Annotated in this window: 9 protein-coding genes; 6 read left to right on the forward strand and 3 right to left on the reverse strand. The window is 66.5% G+C overall.

The annotated features are described in order from the left end of the window. Nucleotide 1: 1 nt before the first annotated feature. Nucleotides 2–1,285, reverse strand: coding sequence for a sugar MFS transporter (locus tag B0E46_RS14170; RefSeq protein ID WP_077556427.1), 1,284 nt, complete (start codon nucleotides 1,283–1,285; stop codon nucleotides 2–4). 434 nt (nucleotides 1,286–1,719) lie between these two features. On the opposite strand from B0E46_RS14170, the gene glk reads away from it, so the two are divergent. The 3 genes from glk (at nucleotide 1,720) to B0E46_RS14185 (ending at nucleotide 8,330) form a co-directional block, all read left to right on the forward strand. Then, the gene (gene glk / locus B0E46_RS14175; protein ID WP_077556428.1) at nucleotides 1,720–2,793 is read left to right on the forward strand and encodes a glucokinase; all 1,074 of its coding nucleotides are present in this window, start codon (nucleotides 1,720–1,722) and stop codon (nucleotides 2,791–2,793) included. A 105-nt stretch (nucleotides 2,794–2,898) separates the two neighbouring features. Next, on the forward strand, nucleotides 2,899–5,850 hold the full coding sequence (locus B0E46_RS14180) for a TonB-dependent receptor (RefSeq protein WP_077556429.1): 2,952 nt from the start codon (nucleotides 2,899–2,901) through the stop codon (nucleotides 5,848–5,850). Nucleotides 5,851–5,993: 143 nt separating this feature from the next. Beyond that, nucleotides 5,994–8,330 carry a family 20 glycosylhydrolase gene (locus tag B0E46_RS14185; protein WP_077556438.1) on the forward strand — a complete coding sequence of 779 codons (2,337 nt, stop codon included), beginning with the start codon at nucleotides 5,994–5,996 and terminating at the stop codon, nucleotides 8,328–8,330. A gap of 136 nt (nucleotides 8,331–8,466) precedes the next feature. Here B0E46_RS14185 and B0E46_RS17770 read toward each other — a convergent pair whose 3' ends face one another. Continuing rightward, the gene (locus B0E46_RS17770) at nucleotides 8,467–8,628 is read right to left on the reverse strand and encodes a hypothetical protein (RefSeq protein WP_168171215.1); all 162 of its coding nucleotides are present in this window, start codon (nucleotides 8,626–8,628) and stop codon (nucleotides 8,467–8,469) included. Between the two features lie 13 nt (nucleotides 8,629–8,641). Beyond that, nucleotides 8,642–13,150: a DEAD/DEAH box helicase gene (locus B0E46_RS14190; RefSeq protein ID WP_077556430.1), complete on the reverse strand. Its 4,509-nt coding sequence runs from the start codon at nucleotides 13,148–13,150 to the stop codon at nucleotides 8,642–8,644. A gap of 197 nt (nucleotides 13,151–13,347) precedes the next feature. Between B0E46_RS14190 and B0E46_RS18035 the strand changes: the two genes are divergently transcribed. From B0E46_RS18035 to B0E46_RS14205, 3 genes are all read left to right on the forward strand, one after another. Beyond that, nucleotides 13,348–15,372 carry a trypsin-like peptidase domain-containing protein gene (locus B0E46_RS18035; protein ID WP_305775362.1) on the forward strand — a complete coding sequence of 675 codons (2,025 nt, stop codon included), beginning with the start codon at nucleotides 13,348–13,350 and terminating at the stop codon, nucleotides 15,370–15,372. 168 nt (nucleotides 15,373–15,540) lie between these two features. Continuing rightward, nucleotides 15,541–16,344, forward strand: a complete 804-nt coding sequence (locus B0E46_RS14200; RefSeq protein WP_077556440.1) for an alpha/beta hydrolase — start codon at nucleotides 15,541–15,543, stop codon at nucleotides 16,342–16,344. A gap of 121 nt (nucleotides 16,345–16,465) precedes the next feature. After that, nucleotides 16,466–21,466, forward strand: coding sequence for an alpha-2-macroglobulin (locus B0E46_RS14205; RefSeq protein ID WP_077556431.1), 5,001 nt, complete (start codon nucleotides 16,466–16,468; stop codon nucleotides 21,464–21,466). The last annotated feature ends 157 nt before the right edge of the window (nucleotides 21,467–21,623 follow it).

The following is a 21,623-nucleotide window of genomic DNA, read 5'->3' on the forward strand; positions in this document are numbered from 1 at the left end:
GTCACGCGGCAGGCTCCTGGCCGACCCGGTGGCCGCGCATGCCGTAATACAGGATGTACAGGTAGCACGGCAGCATCAGCAGCGCGAACGCGACCTGGAAATCAATGTGCTCCTTCAGGTGCACGAATACCTGCGGAATCAACGCGCCGCCCACGATGCCCATGATCAACAGCGCAGAAGCGGCTTCGGTATGCCGGCCGAGCCCCTTGATCGCCAGCGGAAAGATCGCCGGCCACATCATCGCGTTGGCGAAGCCCAGTGCGGCGACGAACATCACCGAGGCGTAACCGTGGGTGATATAGGCGCCGAGCGTGAACAACACACCGAGCACCGCCGACACCGCCAGGTAGCGCTGTTGCGAGACGAAGCGCGGGATCACCAGGAGGCCCACGACATAGCCCAACAGCATTGCGCCCAACGTGAATGCGGTGAAGAACTTGGTCTGGTCCAGCGGCAACCCGAAGCCCTGGCCATAGGTGCCGATCGCGTCGCCCGCCATCACTTCCACGCCCACGTACAGGAACAGGCACAGCACGCCCAGCCACAGGTGCGGAAAGCTGAAGATGCTGCGTCCGCTGTGGCCGATCGCGCGTTCGTCGTTGGCGCCGGCCGGCTTGATCTCGGGCAGCGAGGAGCGCACCACCCAGACCGCCAGCAGCACCAGTGCGCCGGCCATGATCATGTAGGGCAGGTGGATCTTGGCGGCGAAAGTGTCGAGCAGCATGGTGCGCGTCGCCGGGTCGGCGGCCTTCACCTGCTGGTCGAGATCGCCGATGCCGTGCAACACCAGCGCGCCGATCAGCAGCGGCGCCAGGATGCCGGCGAACTTGTTGCAGATGCCCATGAACGCGATGCGCTGCGCGGCGCTGTCGATCGGCCCCAGGATGCTGATGTACGGGTTGGAGGCGGTCTGCAGCAACGACAAGCCGGCACCGATCACGAACAATCCCGTCAGCGCGCCGAAAAACACGCGCATGGTGGCGAATTGACCGAACATCATCGCGCCGATCGCCATCACGAACAGGCCCAGTGCCATGCCGTTCTTCATGCCGGTGCGGCGCAGCACCATCGAGGCGGGCAGCGAGAACACGAAATAGGAAATGTAGAACGCGAACGGCACCAGGAACGCATAGGCGTCCTGCACCTGGAACGCCAGCTTGACGAAGGTGATCAGCGGCCCGTTCAACCAGGTCACGAAACCGAAGATGAAGAACAGCACGCCGATGATCATCATCGGCCCCATGTTCGTGCGGTCAGACGGTGTCGCCACCTGCGTTATTGCCATGAATTGCTCCCCCGAGGGTCGGTCGTGCGGGCGTCGGTCGAGCGACCGCGACAGCCGGAATGTCTCCTTAATCGCCGGAAAGTGCAACGTTGTCAATACGCACCCTGCCAAGGTAGGGCCTCTGACGCCTTGGCCGAGCCGTAAAGAAGGCCATATCGGGCTGCATGTGCGGCGCTGCAGAATGGCTGTCCGGTTCCGCAATAACCTGATGAGATGCCATATGGCAAGCCATTTTATGGGCTTGTTAAAGTGATTTCTTGGAGTGTCCGGGCAGCTGTGCTGCGCTGCCGTATCGAGCGGGCAAGAAATTTTCAGCGCCCTAGTTGACAACGTTGTCATTTTGTCGACAGACTCCACCGGAATCAGGCCAATGCCGGTCGCAGGCAATCCATCGCTGCGCGGTCAGGCCATGCAGGTCACGGGGAGAGCACGAAGTGGGGGAAGTCGCCAACCAGCGTCATGCAGCGAAGTCGTCGGCGACGGCTCAGGCGAATGCGCCGGTTTCCGGCGAACCGTTCCTGGCCGCCGATGTCGGCGGCACGCATGCGCGCATCGGACTGGTTGCAGGTAGCGTCGATGGCCGCCGCCCGATCAGCGTGCTGCACTACCACCGCTACAGCTGTGCCGACTGGTCGGGCCTTGCGGCGATGCTGCAGGACTTTGTCGGCCAGTTGGCCGGTACACCGCATGCCGCGATGCGCGGAAATCTTCGTCACTGCGCGATCGCCTGTGCCGGCTATGTGCTGGACGACGCGATCGTCAACGAGAACCTGCCCTGGCCGGTGTCGATCCACGAGATCCGCGAAGGCCTCGGCATCCAGAAGCTGGCGGTGATCAACGATTTCGAGGCGGTGGCCTATGCCACCCAGTTCATCGGCGCTGCCGAGACCCGCTCGATCATCGATGCCACGCAACCGGCGGCCAACGGGCCGGTACTGGTGATGGGGCCGGGCACCGGGCTGGGTTCGGCGGTGCTGTTGCCGGGCAAGCCGCGGGCCCAGGTGCTGGCCACCGAGGCCGGACAGGTATCGCTGGCCCCTGGTACCGAACGGGAGATCGAGATCCTGCGCGTACTCGGGCGCGGACGCCCATACGTGTCGTTCGAGGATGCGCTGTCCGGACCTGGCCTGCTCAAGCTCTATGGCGCGTTGTGCGAGTTGCGCGCCTGTCCGGCGCGGCTGTTGACGCCGGCCGAGATCACCGGTGCGGCACTGGCCGGCAACGATGCCGCCGCGGTGGAGGCACTGCAGGTGTTTTGCGGCTTGCTCGGCAGCTTCGTCGGCGATCTGGTGCTGCTGTACGGCGCGCGCGGCGGGGTTTACCTGGCCGGCGGCATCCTGCCGCAGATCCAGCCGTTCCTGCAGGCCAGCACGTTCACGGCGCGCTTCTTCAACAAGGGCGTGATGCGCGCCTATCTGCAACAGGTTCCGGTACGACTGATTGAGCACGGCCAGCTTGGTGTCATGGGCGCCGCAGGCTGGTTTCTGGACGGACAGCAGGGAGAGTGAGATGAGCCCGATCCAGTGACACGGCGCCAAGCCAACCGCCACAAAAAATCCACGACCGGCGTCATGCCGGTCCTGATTCGAGCCAGCCTCTGAGGGGAGGACATCATGAATTACCGCAAGACATTGCTAGCCGCCAGCATCATCACGGGTCTGTGCGTCTCCGGCACCTTGTTCGCGCAAGACAGCGATCAGGCAAGCAGCAGCACTAGCGCCACCAGCCAGAGCAAGCTGGATCAGGCCAAGGCCAGACAGCAGGCCAAGACGCTGGGCACGGTGATGGTCACCGGCCTTCGCGAGAGCCAGGCGCTGTCGCTGGACACCAAGAAGGATGCCGACTCGCACGTCGAGGTGGTGTCCGCCGTGGACATCGGCAAGCTGCCGGCCAAGAACGTGGCAGACACCATCGCGCAGCTGCCGGGCGTGAACATCTCCGATGCGGCGGGCTCCGAAGGCGGCTTCGACGAAGCCGACCGCGCCAGCCTGCGCGGCAGCGCGCCTTCGCTCACCCTGACCACGGTGGACGGCCACAACATCGGCTCGGGCGACTGGTTCATCACCGGTGGCGGCGGCACCCGCAGCGTCAGCTATGCCATGCTGCCGTCGGAAATCGTCAGCCAGGTGGTGGTGCACAAGACCTCCGAGGCCAGCCTGCTCGAAGGCGGCGCCGCCGGCACCATCGATATCATCACGCGCAAGCCGCTGGAGTTCTCCAAGCCGTTCTCCGCCGAAGCCAGCGTGGGTGGCGTGTACTCCAGCCTGCCCGGCACCACCAAGCCGCAATTCAACGGCCTGGTCAACTGGAAGAACGACGACAACACCTTCGGCATCCTGGCCCAGGGCTTCTACGAGGTCCGCGAGTTGCAGCGCGATGGCCAGGAAATGCTGGGCTACTCGTACATCCCCACCGGTTCGGCAGCCGCCACGCAGCTGGGCCTGCCCAACCATGCCTCGGGCAGCACCGGCGTGTTCTACCCGAACCTGCCGGGCTCCGTGCTGTTCACCCAGGAGCGCAAGCGCAAGGGCGGCTCGATCGACCTCGAGTGGAAGCCGCTGGACAACCTGACCTTCAACCTCGATGGCTTCTATTCCCACATGGACGCCAGCGACTACAACCGCAACTACATGCTGCGCCTGCGCGACCGCGTGCCGACCAGCACGCTGTCCAACTACACGATCGACGGCAACATCCTCACCGGCGCCACGTTGGCCGGTGCGCCGGGCCTGTCGCAGGGCATCTACGACATGATCTCGCGTCCGGGCGAGAGCGAGTCCAGCCAGTACTTCACGCTGAATGCCGACTGGCAGGCCACGCGGAACCTGAACTTCAAGTTCCAGCTCGGCACCACCAAGGGCACCGGCAACACCCCGGTGCAGGACATCATGGAGATGGACACCGGCTACGGCGAGTCCTCCAGCTATTCGATGCATGGCCTGAACTCGCCGCTGGGCGTGTCGCTGGGCGGCAACAACGGCGTCTACAACCCGGCCACCGTGGGTCTGGACTGGATCTTCGGCGACCAGGGCATCCACGTGGTGGACAAGGAAAACTGGTTCACGGCTGACGGCGAGTACGACTTCGACGATGCCGGCGCGCTGTCCTCGCTGCAGTTCGGCATCCGCGATTCGCGCCACACGCACGACAGCCTGTTTGCGATCAGCCAAGGCCCCAACTGGGCCTCGGCCATCAATTTCAGCCCGAACTCGACCCTGTGGCCGGCCAGCACCCAGAGCTACACCAATCCCTTGGCCAGCGGCCTCGGCAGTGTCTGGTACTGGACGCCGGCCCAGTTGGCCCAGCTGGATGCCACCTACGCCAACCGCGCCAGCAGCGGGCCCGCCTCGCGTTTCTATCCGAACGACATCTACCAGATGACGGAGACGAACAAGGCGGCGTACCTGCAGGTCAACTTCGCCGGCACCAACTGGAGCGGCAACGCGGGCGTCCGCCTGGTGGGTACGAATGAGGACATCGGCTACACCGCCGGTTCGATCCAGGAACCCGACAATACCGGCCCCTACTGCAATTCGCCGTGGTATCCATGCGGCACGGATGGCTCCGGCGGCTGGTACTGGAACTTCTACAAGGCCCACTACACCAAGGCGCTGCCGAGCTTCAACCTGAAGTTCAACCTCAACGACGATGGCAGCCTGCTGGCGCGCTTCGCCGCCTCGCAGACGCTGACCCGCCAGGATTACGGCCAGCTGGCCGGCTTCCTGACGCTCAGCGATCCGGAGGTCGCGGGTTCCATGGGCGCGGGCCTCGGCCCGAACCCGGAACTGAAGCCGCTGGTGTCCACCAACTTCGATGCGTCGCTGGAGTGGTACTTCGCGCCGCGTGGCCTGTTGTCGGCCAGCGTGTATGCGATGGATCTCAACAACTACTACGACTACGGCACGGTCACCCGCACCTACCTCAACAGTTACCTGACCTTCAACCAGACCAACAATCCCACTGGCGCGCCGATCTACAGCCAGTACCTGATCAGCCAGCCGGTGAACGTCAACGGCACCCTGAAGGGCGTGGAGCTGAACTGGGTGCAGCCGATCGGCGAGCACTTCGGCACGCAGGTCAGCTACACCTATGCCAACGGCCATTCGTCGGGCGGCACCTACCTGTACAACGCCGACGGCACCTTCGCCAACAACGTGGCGGCCGGCAGCCGTCCGCTGTATGGCACCTCGAAGAGCACCGCCAACGTGTCGGCGTTCTACGAAGACAAGCATTGGAACGCGCGCATCAACTACACGTACCGCTCCTCGTTCTACGACGGCATGATGCCGGTCCAGGCCGGCACCCTGTCCAACGCGGTCACGGGGCAGAGCAATACCATGCCGCTGCTGCCGTACTACCAGGCCGGCACGGGCTACCTGTCGCTCTCCGCCGGCTACACGCTCAACGACCACGTGAGCTTCTCGTTCGATGCGATGAACCTCAACAACCCGAAGCTGCACTACTACGTCTACGGCTACCAGGCCGGTCTGGGCTTCGGCAAGGCACCCGAGGCGTTCTACCAGAACGGTCGCCAGTACTACCTCAGCGTGAACTTCAAGCTCTGATCCGCTAGCGCATCACCGCGGGCCATGGACGGCTTCGCATCCTCCCCGAACGGGCCCTGTGACACTTTCCGGGCCCGTCTTTTTTTTGAGGCGTCTGCGCAGTCGCGCATGGCATGCTGCGACGCCTGCGCTGGAGACTGCCGATGACACGCCGCCCGTTCCTGCCACTGTGCGGATACCTGCTGTTGACGACAGCCGCCCTGCTGGCGGGGCCTGCATGCGCCACGCATGCGGACGAGGCGGCACCGCATCCACTGATTCCGTTGCCGGCGCAGATCGCTGCCGGCGAGGGTCGTTTCACCGTCGATGAGCACACCCCGATCGTGGCCGCCGACCGTAGCGGCTCGACCCGGCATGCCGCGGACTATCTCGCCGGCCTGCTCGCGCGCATGCGTGGCCTGCAGCTGCCGGTGCATCGCGGCGAGGCTGTCGAGCACGCCATCGTATTGCGACTGGATCCGCACGCGCCGGTGGCCGATCGCGAAGGCTACGCACTGGACGTCACGCCACAGCGCATCGAGATCAGCGCGCGGGGTGACGCCGGGTTGTTCTATGGCGCCGTGACGCTGTGGCAACTGCTCACCCCCGATGCGCAGCATGGCGCGGTGCAATTGCCGGGCATGCATATCCGCGACCGGCCACGTTTCGGCTGGCGTGGCCTGATGCTGGATTCGGCGCGGCACTTCCAGTCGGTGGCAGAGATCGAGCGGCTGCTCGACCAGATGGCCCAGCACAAGCTCAACGTCTTTCATTGGCACCTCACCGACGACCAGGGCTGGCGCATCCAGATCAAGCGTTATCCCGAGCTCACCCGCGTCGGCGGCTGGCGCACGCCGCCGGATGCCGGGCGCGACGGCGAGCCGATGCGCTATGGCGGTTTCTACACGCAGGATCAGATTCGCCAGGTCGTCGCTTATGCCGCGTCGCGCTACATCACGGTGGTACCGGAGATCGACATGCCGGGGCATGCGCAGGCCGCGGTGGCGGCGTACCCGCAGATAGGCGTGACCGGCAAGCGACCTGCGGTCTCGGTCGACTGGGGCGTCAATCCCTACTTGTACAACGTGGACGACGGCAGCTTCGATTTCATCGACCACGTGCTCGACGAGGTGATGGCGCTGTTCCCGTCGAAGTACATCCATGTCGGCGGCGACGAGGCGGTCAAGGACCAGTGGCAGGCTTCGCCCGCGGTGCAGGCGAAGATGCACGCGCTGGGCTTGAAGGACGAGGACGCGCTGCAAGGCTGGTTCATCAACCGCATCGGCCAGTACCTCGCCGCGCACGGCCGGCGGCTGGTGGGCTGGGACGAGATCCTCGACGGCGGCGTGCCGGCCGATGCCACGGTGATGTCGTGGCGCGGCAGCAAGGGCGCGATCAAGGCGGCGCAGCAGGGGCATGACGTGGTGCTGTCGCCCGCGCCCGACCTGTATTTCGACCAGCTGCAAAGCGATCGTGTCGACGAGACCGCCGGGCGCATGCCCGTGCGCGATCTGGCCAGCGTGTACGCGTTCGAGCCGGTGCCGAAGGAGCTCGACGCGGCGCAGGCGCGGCATGTGCTGGGCGCGCAGGCGAACATGTGGACCGAGCACATGCCGACGATGAAGCATGTCGAGCATGCGGTGTTCCCGCGGCTGGACGCGTTGAGCGAAGTGGATTGGTCGCCAGCCGCCTCGCGCGACTGGCATGGGTTCCTCGGCCGGCTGCAGGCGCAGTTCGCGCGCTATCGCGCGCAGGACATCGGCTATGCCGACAGTGCGTTCGCACCGGACATCAAGATAGATCGCGCTGCCGCGTTGGCCAGCGGAACGACGCGAGTCACGCTATCCAATCAGGCTGGTTTCGGTGAGCTGCATTACACCCTGGACGGCCGCGCGCCCGACCGGCATGCGCCGACTTACCAGGCACCTTTCGAAGTGACCTTGCCGGTGACGGTACGTGCAGCGACGCTCGCCAGCGACGGCACGGTGCTGGCCACGCCAAGCCAGCGTGTGCTGGATCGGGCCGGCCTGCTCAGCGTCGACGGCAACCAGATGCCGAACTGCCCGGGCAGCGATTTCCGCCTGCGCGTGCAGCCGATGCCCGACGCCACTTCGCTGGCGCCGGTGTACAGCATCAATGTGTTCAACAGCTGCCAGCTGTATCCGGCCACGCCTATGGATGGCGTCGCGACGATCCACGTCGAGGCCGTGCGGCTTGAGCGCAACTACGCGCTGGCGCATGAGGCGAAGCTGGTGGTGTCGCGTCCGCACGGCACGCCGTTCGGCGAACTGGTGGTGCATCAGGATCAGTGTGACGGGCCGGTGCTGGCCACGCTGCCGCTGCCGGATCCGGCGCACGTCGCACGTCGCTTCACGCTCGATGCGGCCATGCCCGCGCAGCAGGGCGAGCACGCGCTGTGCCTGATCTTCACCGCGCCGATCGACGGCCCGCTGTACGCACTGGACCGGGTGGCCCCGATGCCGGGCACGCCGAAGTCGTGAACACATCCTCGCGCCGGCTGGATGGCGCCGCAGTCTGCGCATGCGCGCCGTTGGCCTATGCGGTGGTGTGAATGGCGCTGTGGTGGCCGATCGTCCACGCGCTGGATCGGCAGTGCATCCATCTCGAGCTTCGACGTCACTGGCGCCGGCCGCGCAGTGCCTTGATGAACAGGCCCATCGCCAGCAGGCCGAGCAGAAACCCGACGCCGGCGCCCCACAAGGCGCCGGCGTGGCCGGCGATCGCATAGCCCACGCCGAAGCCCAGCGGAAACAAAAGCAGCAAAGGCAGGCAGCCCATCGGACCGATCCTCTCAGTGCATCGAGGTCAATGTGTCGGGCAGCGACGGTGGATGGCGCAACAAGGCCTGTTTCGCGGTCTGGATTTCGACGCTGGACAACTCGACCAACGGCGTGACCTTGCCGCCGGCCAAGGCAGCGACCGCCATGCCATCACGGTACAGCACGCGCGAGCCGCTCAGCGCCGGCACCTTGTCGCCGACCAGCACGGTGCCGACCAGATTAAGCGGATCGCAGCCGCTGAGGCAGACCAGTTCGCCGTCGTCCGCGCGCTGGCGCACCGCGCGCAGCGGTGCGATCGCCTCGGGCAGGGCGAACTGCTCGCCGACCAATCCTTCGATGAAACGACCGCCGCGGATTTCGCCGCGCGCCTCCAGCCGGCGGTACACCCACAGCAACTCGCGCCATGACGGCAGCCAGGGCGCCTCGCGCTCCAGCAGTTTCCAGAACACCACGCCATAGCGGCGCAGCAGGGTGCGCGCGATGTGTTCGATCGCTGCGGGATCGGCTTTGATCCCGCAGCTGCTGCGCGTCAACGACCAACGTCCGGCATCTTCAATGCCGTTGAGCAGATGCCGGCGCAAACGACGATGCCGGCCGGCATCGCGCTTCGCCGCCGGCAGCAGCAGGGCGCGCAGGCCGGCGAAGCTGTCCGCGCTGACACGGCCGGCGGCGACCAGTTCGCCCAGCGCGTCCTCCAGTTCGGCGCGCAGCAGATGGGTGACGCCGAGCAGTTCGTCGAAGAACAACGCGCCTTGCTCGCGCAGCGCATCGGCGACGGCCTGGGCGCGTGATGACAGCAGAATGTCCTGGGCGTTCTCGGCCGACGCGATGGACGTCCACACATGCATGTTGCGACGTGGCAGCAGCACGATCGGCGTGCTGCGCAGCGGGCCACTGCCGCCGCCACTGCCGGCACGCAGTCGCCCCCAGCTGATTCGTCCGGCACGACACAGTTCGTCCAGCCAGCTGATCGAATAATCGTTGATGCGCGCCGGCAGGATCTCCGCCTCCCAGGCGCCAGCGGCTGCCTCGAAACCTTCCAGTTGCGCCAGCGTGGCGCTCAGCGCATCCGGTCCGCTCAGTCGGGTCGGCGCTGAAACATGTTGCCAATCGAACAGGAAGCGCATCAGCTCGCGCCGGCTGACCGGCTCGATCTCGCGGCGCAGCCGCCCGAGGGTGTAGCGATGGATGCGTGCCAGCAGGTGCCGCTCGCACCATTCCGTAGTGGTCACGTCGGCGGTGAAGCGACCCTGCATTACATAGCCTTCGGACTGCAGGCGGAGCAGGGCGTGTTCGACGTCGCTTGCTTCGACTGCCAGCGAACGGGCCAGTGCCGCCACGGTGACTGGGCCGAGTCCGCCGAGGCGATGGCGTACCAGTTCCAGCAGTGCATCTTCGCGCGTCCATGCTTGTGCGGCGTATTCGGCGGGGGCGCTGATCGCCGGTTGCATCGACGCGGACGGATGCAGGGTCTGCCACAGCGGCAACTTCTCCGCGGATGTCCAGATCCGTCTTTCGACGGTAAGCAAGGTTGCGCGGCAGTTCCTGGCCAGTACCTGCAGTCGCTCGCTCCAACCGTGATTGGCCGCCACTTCGTCGGCAGTGACGAAGCCCAGCAAGGTCAGTGCTTCGTGCATCTCGTCCGCGTCGCGCACTTGCGGCCACGCTTCATCACGCACGGCAGCAATCGCTTCGGGATCGAGCCGGCCCAGGTCATCGGCGCTGTCGCCGTCATTCCAGCGGCGTGTTTGCACCGCCTGGGTGCGGCGTTCCTCCAGCGGAGCGTCGTCGAGAAAGGCATACGGTGCGGCATTCAATACTTCGGCGGCGAGCGGACTCGGTCCGGTGAGGTCGCGCGCGATCACGTTGATCTCGCCGCTCTCAAGCCCACGCAGGATCTGCAGCAGGCCATCCACGTCCATCGCCTCGCGCAGGCAGTCGTGCATGGTCTGGTTGACCAGCGGATGATCCGGCACCTCGCGCTCGCCCACGATGTTTTCCAGGCAGGCGACCTGATCGGGAAACACCGCGGCAAGCAGGTCCTCGCTCTTCATGCGCTGCAATGGCGGCGGCGTCTTCTTGCCGCCGGTAAAGCGCGGCAGCGCCAGGGCAGTCACCGCGTTCCAGCGCCAGCGCGCGGGGAACAGCGGGGCATCGAGCAGGGCCTGGATCAACACGTGTTCGGCGGTGTTCGAATGCAGGTAATGGGCGACTTCCTCCAGCGGAAAGCTGTGGCTGGTCGACAGCGAAAGCACGATCGCATCCTCGGTCGCCGCCGCCTGCAGTTCGAAATTGAACTGGCGGCAGAAGCGCTTGCGCAACGCCAGCCCCCACGCGCGATTGATGCGGCTGCCCCATGGCGTGTGGATCACCAGCTGGGTGCCGCCGGACTCGTCGAAGAAGCGTTCCAGCACCAGCGTGTGCTGGCTCGGCAGCACGCCGAGTGCGGCCTTCGCGCGGGCCAGGTAATCGACCAGCTGCTGCGCAGCCGCCTCGCCCAAGCCGAGTTGATCGGAAAGCCATGCCACCGCGGCTGGCACACCAGCGTCATCCAGCCGCGCAGAGATCTCGTCTCGCAGCCGCGATACGCCGAACGACAACTCCTTGCTGCGTCCCGGCGCTTCGCCAAGCCAGAACGGAATGCTCGGCGGCGCGCCGCGGGCGTCCTCCACGCGCAGGCGGTCGCGCTCGACGCGCTGGATCCGATAGCTGGTGTTGCCTAGCTGGAAGATGTCGCCGGCCATGCTCTCGACCGCGAAGTCCTCGTTCACCGTGCCCACGATGATCGCCTGCGGCTCCAGCACCACCTTGTAGTCGGCGGTGTCGGGAATGGTGCCACCCGAAGTCAGCGCAGTGAGTCGCGCGCCGCGGCGTGCGCGCAACTGGCGATGCACGGCGTCGCGATGGATGTATGCCGCGCGGGCGCCGCGCCGGGTGGTGAAACCTTCGGCCAGCATGCGCACCACCGCATCGAAATCGGTGCGCACGAGATCGCGGTACGGATGCGCGCGGCGTACCAGCTCGTACAGCGCGTCCTCGTCCCATGCCTGGCAGGCGACTTCGGCGACGATCTGCTGGGCCAGCACGTCGAGCGGCTGCGGCGGCAGGATCAGCGCATCCAGTTCGCCGCGGCGGACACAATCCAGCAATGCCGTGCATTCGATCAGGTCGTCGCGGGTGGCCGGGAACAGCCGCGCCTTCGGGGTGCCGTCGATGCTGTGGCCGGAACGGCCGGCGCGTTGCAGGAACGCGGCGATCGAACGCGGCGAGCCGAGCTGGCAGACTAGGTCGACGTCGCCGATGTCGATGCCCAGCTCCAGCGAGGCGGTCGCCACCAGTACCGACAGTTCGCCACGCTTGAGCCGTTGCTCGGCGTCCAGCCGCAGTTCCTTTGCCAGGCTGCCGTGATGGGCGGCGACGGTTTCCTTGCCGAGCCGCTCGGACAGATACCGCGCCGCGCGTTCGGCCATCCGCCGCGTGTTGACGAAGACCAGGGTGGTGCGATGCGCCTGCACCAGCTGGGCGAGCCGGTCATAGACCAGCTCCCAGCAGTCGTTCGACATGACCGCTTCGAGCGGCACCGGCGGCACCTCGATGGCGAGGTCGCGCGTGCGCGTGTGGCCCACGTCGATGATGGTGCATGGGCTCTTCAAGCCCCGCTCCCTTTGGGAGCGGGGCTGGGGTGGAGGTTCGGGCGAAGCGATGAGTGCCGCAGACACCGAATCCCCATCCGCGCTGCGGGCACCTTCATCCGGCGCATCCTTGCGCGTCACCTTGCGGGCGGCGTCGGCCGTGCAAAGCGGCAGTCCTGCCGATTTGTCTCCCGATGGGAGAACGCAAGCAGCCGCGCCGACCAGGAAGTCGGCGACCATCTCGATGGGCTTCTGCGTCGCCGACAGCCCGACCCGCAACAACCGCCGCTGGCACAGCGACTCCAGCCGCTCCAGCGACAGCGCCAGATGCGATCCGCGCTTGCTGCCGGCGATGGCGTGGATCTCGTCGACGATGACCGTGCGCGTGCCGGCCAGCATCGCGCGGCCGGAGTCCGAGCCGAGCAGCACGTACAACGACTCCGGCGTGGTCACCAGGATGTGCGGCGGCTGCTTGCGCAGCAGGTTGCGTTCCACCTGTGGTGTGTCGCCGGTGCGCACGGCGGTACGGATCGCCACGTCGGGCAGGCCGAGCTTCTCCAGTTCGGCGCGGATGCCTTCCAGCGGCGCTTCCAGATTGATATGGATGTCGTTCGACAGCGCCTTCAATGGCGACACGTAGACCACCGTGGTGGCGTCCGCCAGTACGCCGCCATGTGCCACGCCTTCGCGCACCAGTGCATCGATCGCGGCAAGGAAGGCGGTCAGCGTCTTGCCCGAACCGGTAGGGGCGGCGACCAGGGTGTGGTTGCCGGCGCGGATCGACGGCCACGCCCCCGCCTGCGCCGCGGTCGGCGAGGCGAAGGTGCGCCGAAACCAGGCGGCAATGGCCGGGTGGAAATCGTCCAGCGGGCAGGAATCCAGGCGCATAGGTGACTATTCGCGCTGCGGCAGGGGTGGGTCGACGGATCATATATGGGGCCCATCTCAGATCCTGCAATTCGCCACGAAATCCGCCGCAGGCAGCGGTGCAAGCGCCGTCGCGGCATGTCAATATTCACGCTCGGCCGTCGCAGGTCAGGGGCCCCGTCGGGGAATCCGGCGCGGCCTTCATGCGAAGGACTCTCATGTACGTACTGCAAATGATTCTGCGCAAGCCCGGTTCACGGGTGCTGGCGCTGGGCTGCCTGGCATGGCTTGCGCTGGCGGTACTGTGCGGCGGGGTGGCCCATGCCGCCAGCCTCGATCCGGCCGTGCTGCCGAAGATCCAGGCGGCCACGTTCGAAGTGGTGGCGGCCAAGCCGGTCAACGATCCGCTGACCTACGAAAAGGCGCTGCCGATGGAGTTGCTGCCGTTCCAGGAACGCAACGACAAGTATTACTCGATTGGTACAGCTTTCGCGCTGGGCAACAACCGCTATGTCACTGCGGCGCACGTGCTGCAGATCGGTATCGACAGCCTGTGGGGCGAGCCCGCGCTGCGCGACGCCAGCGGCCATGTCTATGCCATAGACAAGATCGAGAAATTTTCGCTGCAGCAGGATTTCATGGTGTTCTCGCTCGTGGAGCAGCCTGCGGCGGCCACCGCGTTCGAGGTCAACGTGAAGCCGGCGTTGAACGAGGTGGTCTACGCCGTCGGCAATGCGCTGGGCACGGGCGTGGTGATCCGCGACGGCCTCTATACATCCGATACGCCGGAGGACCAGGACGGCCGCTGGAAGTGGATGCGCTTCTCGGCGGCGGCCTCGCCCGGCAACAGCGGCGGCCCGCTGCTCGACAAGGACGGCAAGGTCATCGGCATCGTGTTGATGAAGTCGGCGAACGAGAACCTCAACTATGCCCTGCCGATCGGCATGGTGTTGAATGCGCCGGATCATCTGGCTGTCGCGGACACCCGCGTGGCCTACCAGCTCGACCTGTTCGAGGCGCCGCAGAACGGCGTGTTCAAGATGCAGTTCGCGCTGCCGATGAACCTGCACGATTTCTACCGCGAGTACCAGGCGCGCTTCGATGCCTACGAGGATGCGCAGCAGAAGGCGCTGCTCGCCAGGGAATCCGCCAATTTGTTCCCGCACGGCGCGGGCTCCGCGCGCCTGCTGTACCGGAGGGCGCGGCTCGACGGCTTTCCTTCGCTGATCGCGCGCGGCAGCGATGGCGAATGGGGATTTGCAGGTGGCCGGGCGCAGCACTACGTGCTGGACGGCAACGGTTACGTGGATATCGGCGCGGTGGCCCACGACGGGTTGTTCCGCCTGCGCCGGCCGGACGGTGTCGATGCGGCGAAGTTCTATGGCGACGCGAAGCTGCGCATGGATCTGCTGGTCAAGACCGGCATCTTCCAGCGCGATTTCGCCGGCGAGAAGATCAAGGTCACTTCGCTCGGCAAACCGAGATCCGAAGCGGTGCACATCGATCGCTGGCAGCGCCCTTGGAGCGTCGAGGTCTGGCCGTTGCCCTACGCCAATGCGCTGGTCGTGGTGTATTCCCTGCCCACGCCGGACGGCTGCGTGATGTTGTCGCGGCTGGTGCAGGCCTCCAACGAGCACGACGCGAGGCTGGACATGGACCAGCTCAGCAGCTTCATCTATCTCACCTACCAGGGGAACCTGGCGCAGTGGAAGGATTTCCTGAAACTGCCCGCGCTGCAGCCGGCCGCGTTCAAGAACATCCATATCGACTTCGACTACGGCCACCGCTTCAGCTACGCGTCGCAGCGGGTAGCCTTTTCTTACACCCCCGAGGTGCAGACCATCGCGCCGGACAGCCTGCTGTGGCTCGGCTTCAGCTTCATGATGGACAAGGACCAGCCGGTCTGGGACGTGGCGGACGTGAATGTCTGGAAAACGACGGCTTCCGACGACCATGACAACGTCAACATCCAGCGCTACGTGGCGCCGCCGGCCGGGTTGGACGAGGATCTGGCCAGCCGCTGGCAGAAGCTGTCGCAGCGCCAGTATCCCTACAACGGCCAGGCACGCCAGGAAGACGACTTGATGAAGATCAATGCCGTGATGACCCCGGGCAGCTCCGGCGACAAGTCGGGGGCGCTGCTGTACACCGCCTTCTACGGCGCTGCCGGCACGCATCCGCAGCCGGAAATGAAAAGCAGGCTCGACCTGTTGATGAAGGACATGCGGGTCGTGGAGCATTGAGCGGACGCCGGTGGCGGTCACGGCGGTCGTGCCGACACCGGCAGCTTGTGGGCGATCTCGGCAGGTAACGCGCGGACATTCGGAGCAGGTGCAGACGTGCAATGGCGGGAACCATCGGTGCAACACGGGCAGGCGGCAGTTGACGGCGGTGAAGAGGCCTGGCTGACGATGGCCGATGGCCAGCAGCTGTTCCTGCGCGACTGGCCGAAACCGCAGGCGCGCGGCGCGGTATTGGTCGTGCACGGGCTGGGCGAGCACAGCGGCCGCTATCGACAACTCGCGCAATGGTTCAACCAGCGCGGTTACGCGGTGCGCAGCTACGACCAGCGCGGCCACGGGAAAACGCCAGGCCAGCGCGGGGCACTGCGCCATGCCGACGACCTGCTGGAGGACCTGGCCACGGTCTACAACGATTACGCCAACAGCCTGCCGCATGCGCCGCTGCTGCTCGGCCACAGCATGGGCGGCCTGGTGGCCGCGCGTACCGTGCTGGATGGCCGCGTCACGCCACCGGCGCTGCTGTTGTCCTCGCCGGCGCTGCGCAGTTGGGAATCCGCAGCGATGGTGCGCCTGGCCCGGCTGCTGAGTCGCCTGCTGCCCGGACTGCCGCTGCGCAACGGGTTGAAGTTCGACCAGCTGTCGCATGATCCACAAGTGGCGGCGGCCTACCGCGACGATCCGCTGCGCACCGGCTGGATCACGCCGCGGCTGGCCGACTTCATCTTCCGCGCCGGTGCCGCTTGCATCGCCGATGCAGCCACGCTGGCGGTGCCGACCCTGCTGCTGGTGGCCGACAGCGACACGCTGGTCGACCCATCCGGCAGTCGCGCCTTTGCCAGAAAGGCGGCATCGAGCGGAAAGCTGACCACCCGGTTTTTCTCCACGCTCTACCACGAGCTGTTCAACGAAGCCGAGCCCGGGCGCAGCCAGGTATTGATGCAACTGGGCGACTGGCTGGGACGGCAGGTGTGAGGAGACGCGGCTGCCGCTGTCGTGATGACGCCCCGATTCTGAAATGACGCTGCCCTGCCGGCGCCTCGTCGTTGCCATGAATAGCGGCGATACTGTTGTGCAAGCCTAGGGAGAGGTTTCCATGTCACGTTCGTCGATCGAGTGCTTTTCGCGCAGCGCGATGCTGCGCGTCTTCGTTGTGTGTGGGCTGTGCATGTCGATCGCGGCCTGTCACCGCGGTCAGGAACAAGGCAAGCCGGCCTTGCAGGGCGTACCGGCCAGCAGCGCCTCGGTGCACCAGCCGACGAAGGCCGACTTCACGCTGGTCTCTGCCGGTTCGGAGTCGCGCGATTCGCGCATTGCGCTGACCTTGCGCTTCAATGCCATGCTGGTTGCCGCGCAGTCCTTCGACCAGCAGCTTGCGGTCACCGGCCCGAATGGCGAGGTGGTCGCCGGCAGCTGGAGCCTGCAGGACGACGGCAAGACGCTGAGCTTTCCATTCGTGCAGGCGAACCAGCACTACGCGGTGCAGTTGCACGCCGGCCTGCTGGCGGCGGATGGCCGCAGCTTCGGCCATGAGCTGAAACGTGACGTCTATTCGGGCAGCATGCCACCGGCGGTCGGCTTCGCCTCGCGCGGCAACGTGCTGCCGGCGCACGGTACGCGCGGGTTGCCGCTGGTCTCGGTGAACGTGCATGACGCCGATGTCGAATTCTTCCGCGTGCACGACGATGCCCTGTCGGACTTCTTCTGCGCCTATCCGCTCAACGGGCAGCGCGGCAACTACGAGCTGGACCACGAGGAAAGTCCCTACGACCTGTGCGACCGGAAGAACGATGCGCGCATCAAGCGCCCGTTGACCGAACTGGCCGACTCGGTCTACGCCAACCATTACACGCTGGGCGGCGACGACAACGAGCGCACCGTGACCTACCTGCCGGTGCAGAACGTGCAGCAGCTGTCCGAGCCCGGCGTCTACATGGCGGTGATCAAGGCCGGCGGCACGTTCAAGGGCTCCTACGACACCGCGATCTTCTTCGTCAGCGACCTGGGCCTGCACCTGCGCGTCTACCGCGACAACGCGCTGCTGCTTGTCGCCTCGCTGCGCGATGGTTCGCCGATCGGCGGCGTCGACATCGAGATCCGCGATGCGGCGGGCCAGAGCAAGTTGAAGGCCAGCACCGACGCGAATGGCAATGCGCTGATCGCCTACAAGGTCGCCTCGTCCGACGTGCTGGTGGCACGTCATGGCAAGGACGTCTCGGTATTGCCGTTCAACCGGCCCGCGCTGGACGTGTCCAATTTCGACATCACCGGGCGCAAGCAGGCGCCATTCGAGGTGTTCGCCTGGTCCGGACGCGATCTGTATCGCCCCGGCGAGACGCTACGCGCGTCGGCATTGCTGCGCGACTACGACGGCAAGCCGATGAAGGCGCAACCGCTGTTCGTGCGGCTGAAGCAGCCGGACGGCCGCAGCCTGGTCGACAAGCGGCTGGAGCCGCGCGAACTCAACTATTTCGAGCTGAGCCAGGCGATCCCGGCCGATGCGCCGACCGGACTGTGGCAGCTGGAATTCCGCCTCGACCCGGGCAGCAAGGAAGCGGTGCAGGCGTTCCCGTTCCACGTCGAGGAGTTCCTGCCCGAACGCCTCAAGGTGGATCTGTCCAGCCCGCAGGCGCGGCTATTGCCGGACGAGCCGTTCAAGTTGAAGGTGGCTTCCAGCTACCTGTACGGTGCCCCGGCCGACGGCAACCGCTTCACCGCCAAGTTGCTGGTGGCGCCCGAGGTGCATCCGCTCGCCGCACTGCCGGACACGTTCTTCGGTGATCCGCTGGTCGACTTGCCGAAGAGCGCCGACGACGTGGTTGACGCGAAGCTGGATGCGCAGGGCCAGCTCGAGCAGGAGGTCAAGCTGCCGGATGACGTGAAGCCGGTGGCGCCACTCGCCGCCACGCTTTCCGGCAGCGTGTACGAGAGCGGTGGCCGCGCGGTCACCCGCCTGCTTAAGCGGGTGTACTGGCCGGCGCCGCAACTGGTCGGCGTGCGCCCGCTGTTCGATCCGAAGCAGGGTGCCGAGAGCGAAGGTCGCGCCGGCTTCGAGATCCTGCGCGCCGATGTCGACGGCAAGCTGGTGGCCGGCGCGCACCTCAAGGTGCGCCTGCAGCGCGAGTTGCGCGATTTCTACTGGCTGTACGAGCACGGCGACGACTGGAAGTCGAACGCGGACGTGCGCCTGCAGCTGATCGAGGAGAAGGACGTCGACGTGGCCGCGGGCCAGCGCGCGCAGGTCGATTTCCCGGTCGAGTGGGGCGGCTACCGGCTCGAGGTATACGACCCGGAGACCAAGCTGACCACGGTGTTCCCGTTCTTCGCCGGCTACAGCTGGGACGACGAGAACCTGGGCAAGGAGGCGCGACCGGACAAGGTCAAGCTGGCGCTGGACAAGGCGCGCTACCGCGCCGGCGACACCATGAAGGTCACGGTGACGCCGCCGCACGACGGCCCCGGCGTGCTGCTGGTGGAATCCGACCACTTGCTCTACACCAGGAACATCGATGCCAAGGCCGGCGCCACGTTCGAGATTCCGGTGACCAAGGAATGGGAGCGCCATGACGTCTACGTGGTGGCGCTGGTGTTCCGCGGCGGCGAGGCGGACGAGCACACCACGCCGGCGCGCGCGATGGGCGTCGAATACGTGACGATGGATCGCAACGATCGGCGCATTCCGCTGAAGCTCAGCGCGCCGGCGATGATGCGTCCGGGCAATCCGCTCAAGGTCACGGTGCAGGCGAGCGGACTGGCCGGCAAGCAGGCCTACGTCACGCTGTCGGCGGTCGACCAGGGCGTGCTCAACATCACCAATTACCCAGTGCCCGACGCGTGGGCGTGGATGTTCGCCAAGCGCGCGCTCGGCATCGATGCCTACGATCTGTACAGCCGCATCATCGAGGCGATGGACGGCGCCGAGGCGAAGCTGCGCTACGGCGGCGACCTGAGCGGCAAGGCCCTGCCGCATGGCGCGCGACTCAATCCGAAGGTGCAGATCGTCGACCTGTTCACCGGTCCGGTCGCGTTCGATGCGCACGGCAACGCCGCGCTGCAGGTCGACGTGCCGGATTTCAACGGCAGCCTGCGCCTGGCCGCGCTGGCCTATACTGACGAGCGCTTCGGCAATGCGGACGGGGCGGTCACCGTGCGCGCGCCGCTGGTGGTGGAACCGAGCACGCCGCGGGTGATGGCCGCGGGCGACAAGGCGCAGATCAGCCTGGACCTGAAGAACCTGTCCGGCAAGGACGGTGTGGCCAAGGTCACCGTCACCGGCGATGGCCTGATCAAGATCGACAACGCCAGCCGCAGCGTGCCGTTGAAGGACGGCGCCGGCACCACGCTGATCCTGCCGGTCACCGCGGCCGGCGGCGTCGCGGTGGCGAAGGTGGACATCCACGCCGAGCTCAACGACTACAAGGTCGACCGCCACTTCGAGTTCACCGTGCGGCCGGCGTGGCCCGAGCTGATCCGCACGCTGCCGATGGCGATCGAAGGCGGCAAGCCGGCGCATCTGGATGCGGCGGCCACGGCGGGGCTGTTGCCGACTACCGTGCGCGCCCAGCTCACCCTGAGTACCTTGCCCCCGTTGCCGTACAACAGCGCGTTGCGCGCACTGCTGCTGTATCCCTACGGGTGCATCGAACAGACCACCAGCAAGGGTTATGCTGCCCTGATCCTGGACGGCCAGACGGCCAAGGCGCTGGGTGCGCAGGTGCAGAGCGACGACGCGCGCAACGCGGCGGTGGAGAGCGCGCTGGCGCGGATCGCCTCGTTCCAGGCCGCCAACGGCCACTTCAGCTTCTGGGGCGGCACCAGCCCGATCGAGACCTTCATGACGCCGTACGTGGTCGACTTCATGCTCGACGCGCGCGACGCCGGTTTCGCGGTGCCGCAGGACGTGCTGCAGAAATCGCTGCAACGGCTCAGCGACGACCTGCTCGCCGGCGGTCACCCGTACTACAGCTACGAGCAGCACGACCACCTGCGCATCGCCGACGAGGCCTATTCCGGCTTCGTGCTGGCACGCGTCAACCGCGCCCCGCTGGGCACGTTGCGCGCGATCTTCGACAACGACCGGCAGAAGCTGGTCGGCCCGCTGCCGCTGGTGCATCTGGGCATCGCGCTGAAGCTGATGGGCGACAACGAGCGCGCGCAGAAGGCGGTGGCCGAGGCGTTCGCCTGGACCAAGGAGCGGCCGTGGTACGTCGGCGACTACGGTTCCGACCTGCGCGACCTGGCGACGATGGTCGCGCTCACGCACAGCTACGGCATGAGCAGGCCCGAGTACGATGCCAAGCTGATCGACTGGGCGCGCAACGCCATCGCGCGCGAGCACGCGACCCAGCAGCAGGTGCCCTACTACCACTGGTCGTGGTCGTACCTCAGCACGCAGGAGCAGGTGGCGATCGCCCGCGTCGCGCGCGCCTTCGATGCGGCCAGCGACCAGCCGCTGGCGGTGAGCGTCAGCGCCGGCGGCAAGAGCGAACCGGCACCCGCCGGCAAGCACCTCTGGACACGCGATCTGAGTGCGGCCGAACTTGCCGGCGGCGTCACCGTGCAGCCGAGCGGCACGGCCACGGTGTTCGCCACGCTCGACGTGGCCGGCATCCCGCAGAAGGCACCCGAGCCGGATGCCAGCCAGGTCGACGTGCGCCGCAGCTACTTCACCACCGACGGCAAGCCGTGGGACGGCGACAAGCTCAAGGAGGGCGACACTTTGATCGTCGAGCTGACCATCGAGGCGCGCATGGACATGCCCGATGCGCTGGTCACCGACCTGTTGCCCGGCGGGCTGGAAGTGGAGAACCTCAACCTCGGCGGCGCGCAGCAGTGGGCAGGCGTGGTGATCGACGGCATCGATCTCGACCAGCACACCGACGCGGCCGACATCGTGCACGAGGAATACCGCGACGACCGCTACGCCGCCGCACTCAAGCTGCGCCGCGGCGATGCCGCCCACGTGTTCTACCTGGTGCGTGCGGTGACGCCCGGCACCTACACCGTGCCGCCGCCGCTGGTGGAGGACATGTACCGGCCGGCGGTGCGCGGCATCGGCAAGGTCACGCCGGCGCAGCTCACGGTGGTCGAGCCGTAATCCGAATCGTGCCACGCGGCATCACGCCGCGTGGCACATCGGGATGTCGCCCGCATGAGCTCGATCGTTCCCACCGCCATGCCACCCCCCGATCCGCCTGCGTTCGTGCGACGTGGGCGCGCCTGGCGTTGGTCGCGTGGTGCGACGATCGCAGTCG

The organism is Rhodanobacter sp. B04 (genome assembly GCF_002001125.1).
In the GTDB taxonomy this organism is placed as follows: Bacteria; Pseudomonadota; Gammaproteobacteria; order Xanthomonadales; family Rhodanobacteraceae; genus Rhodanobacter.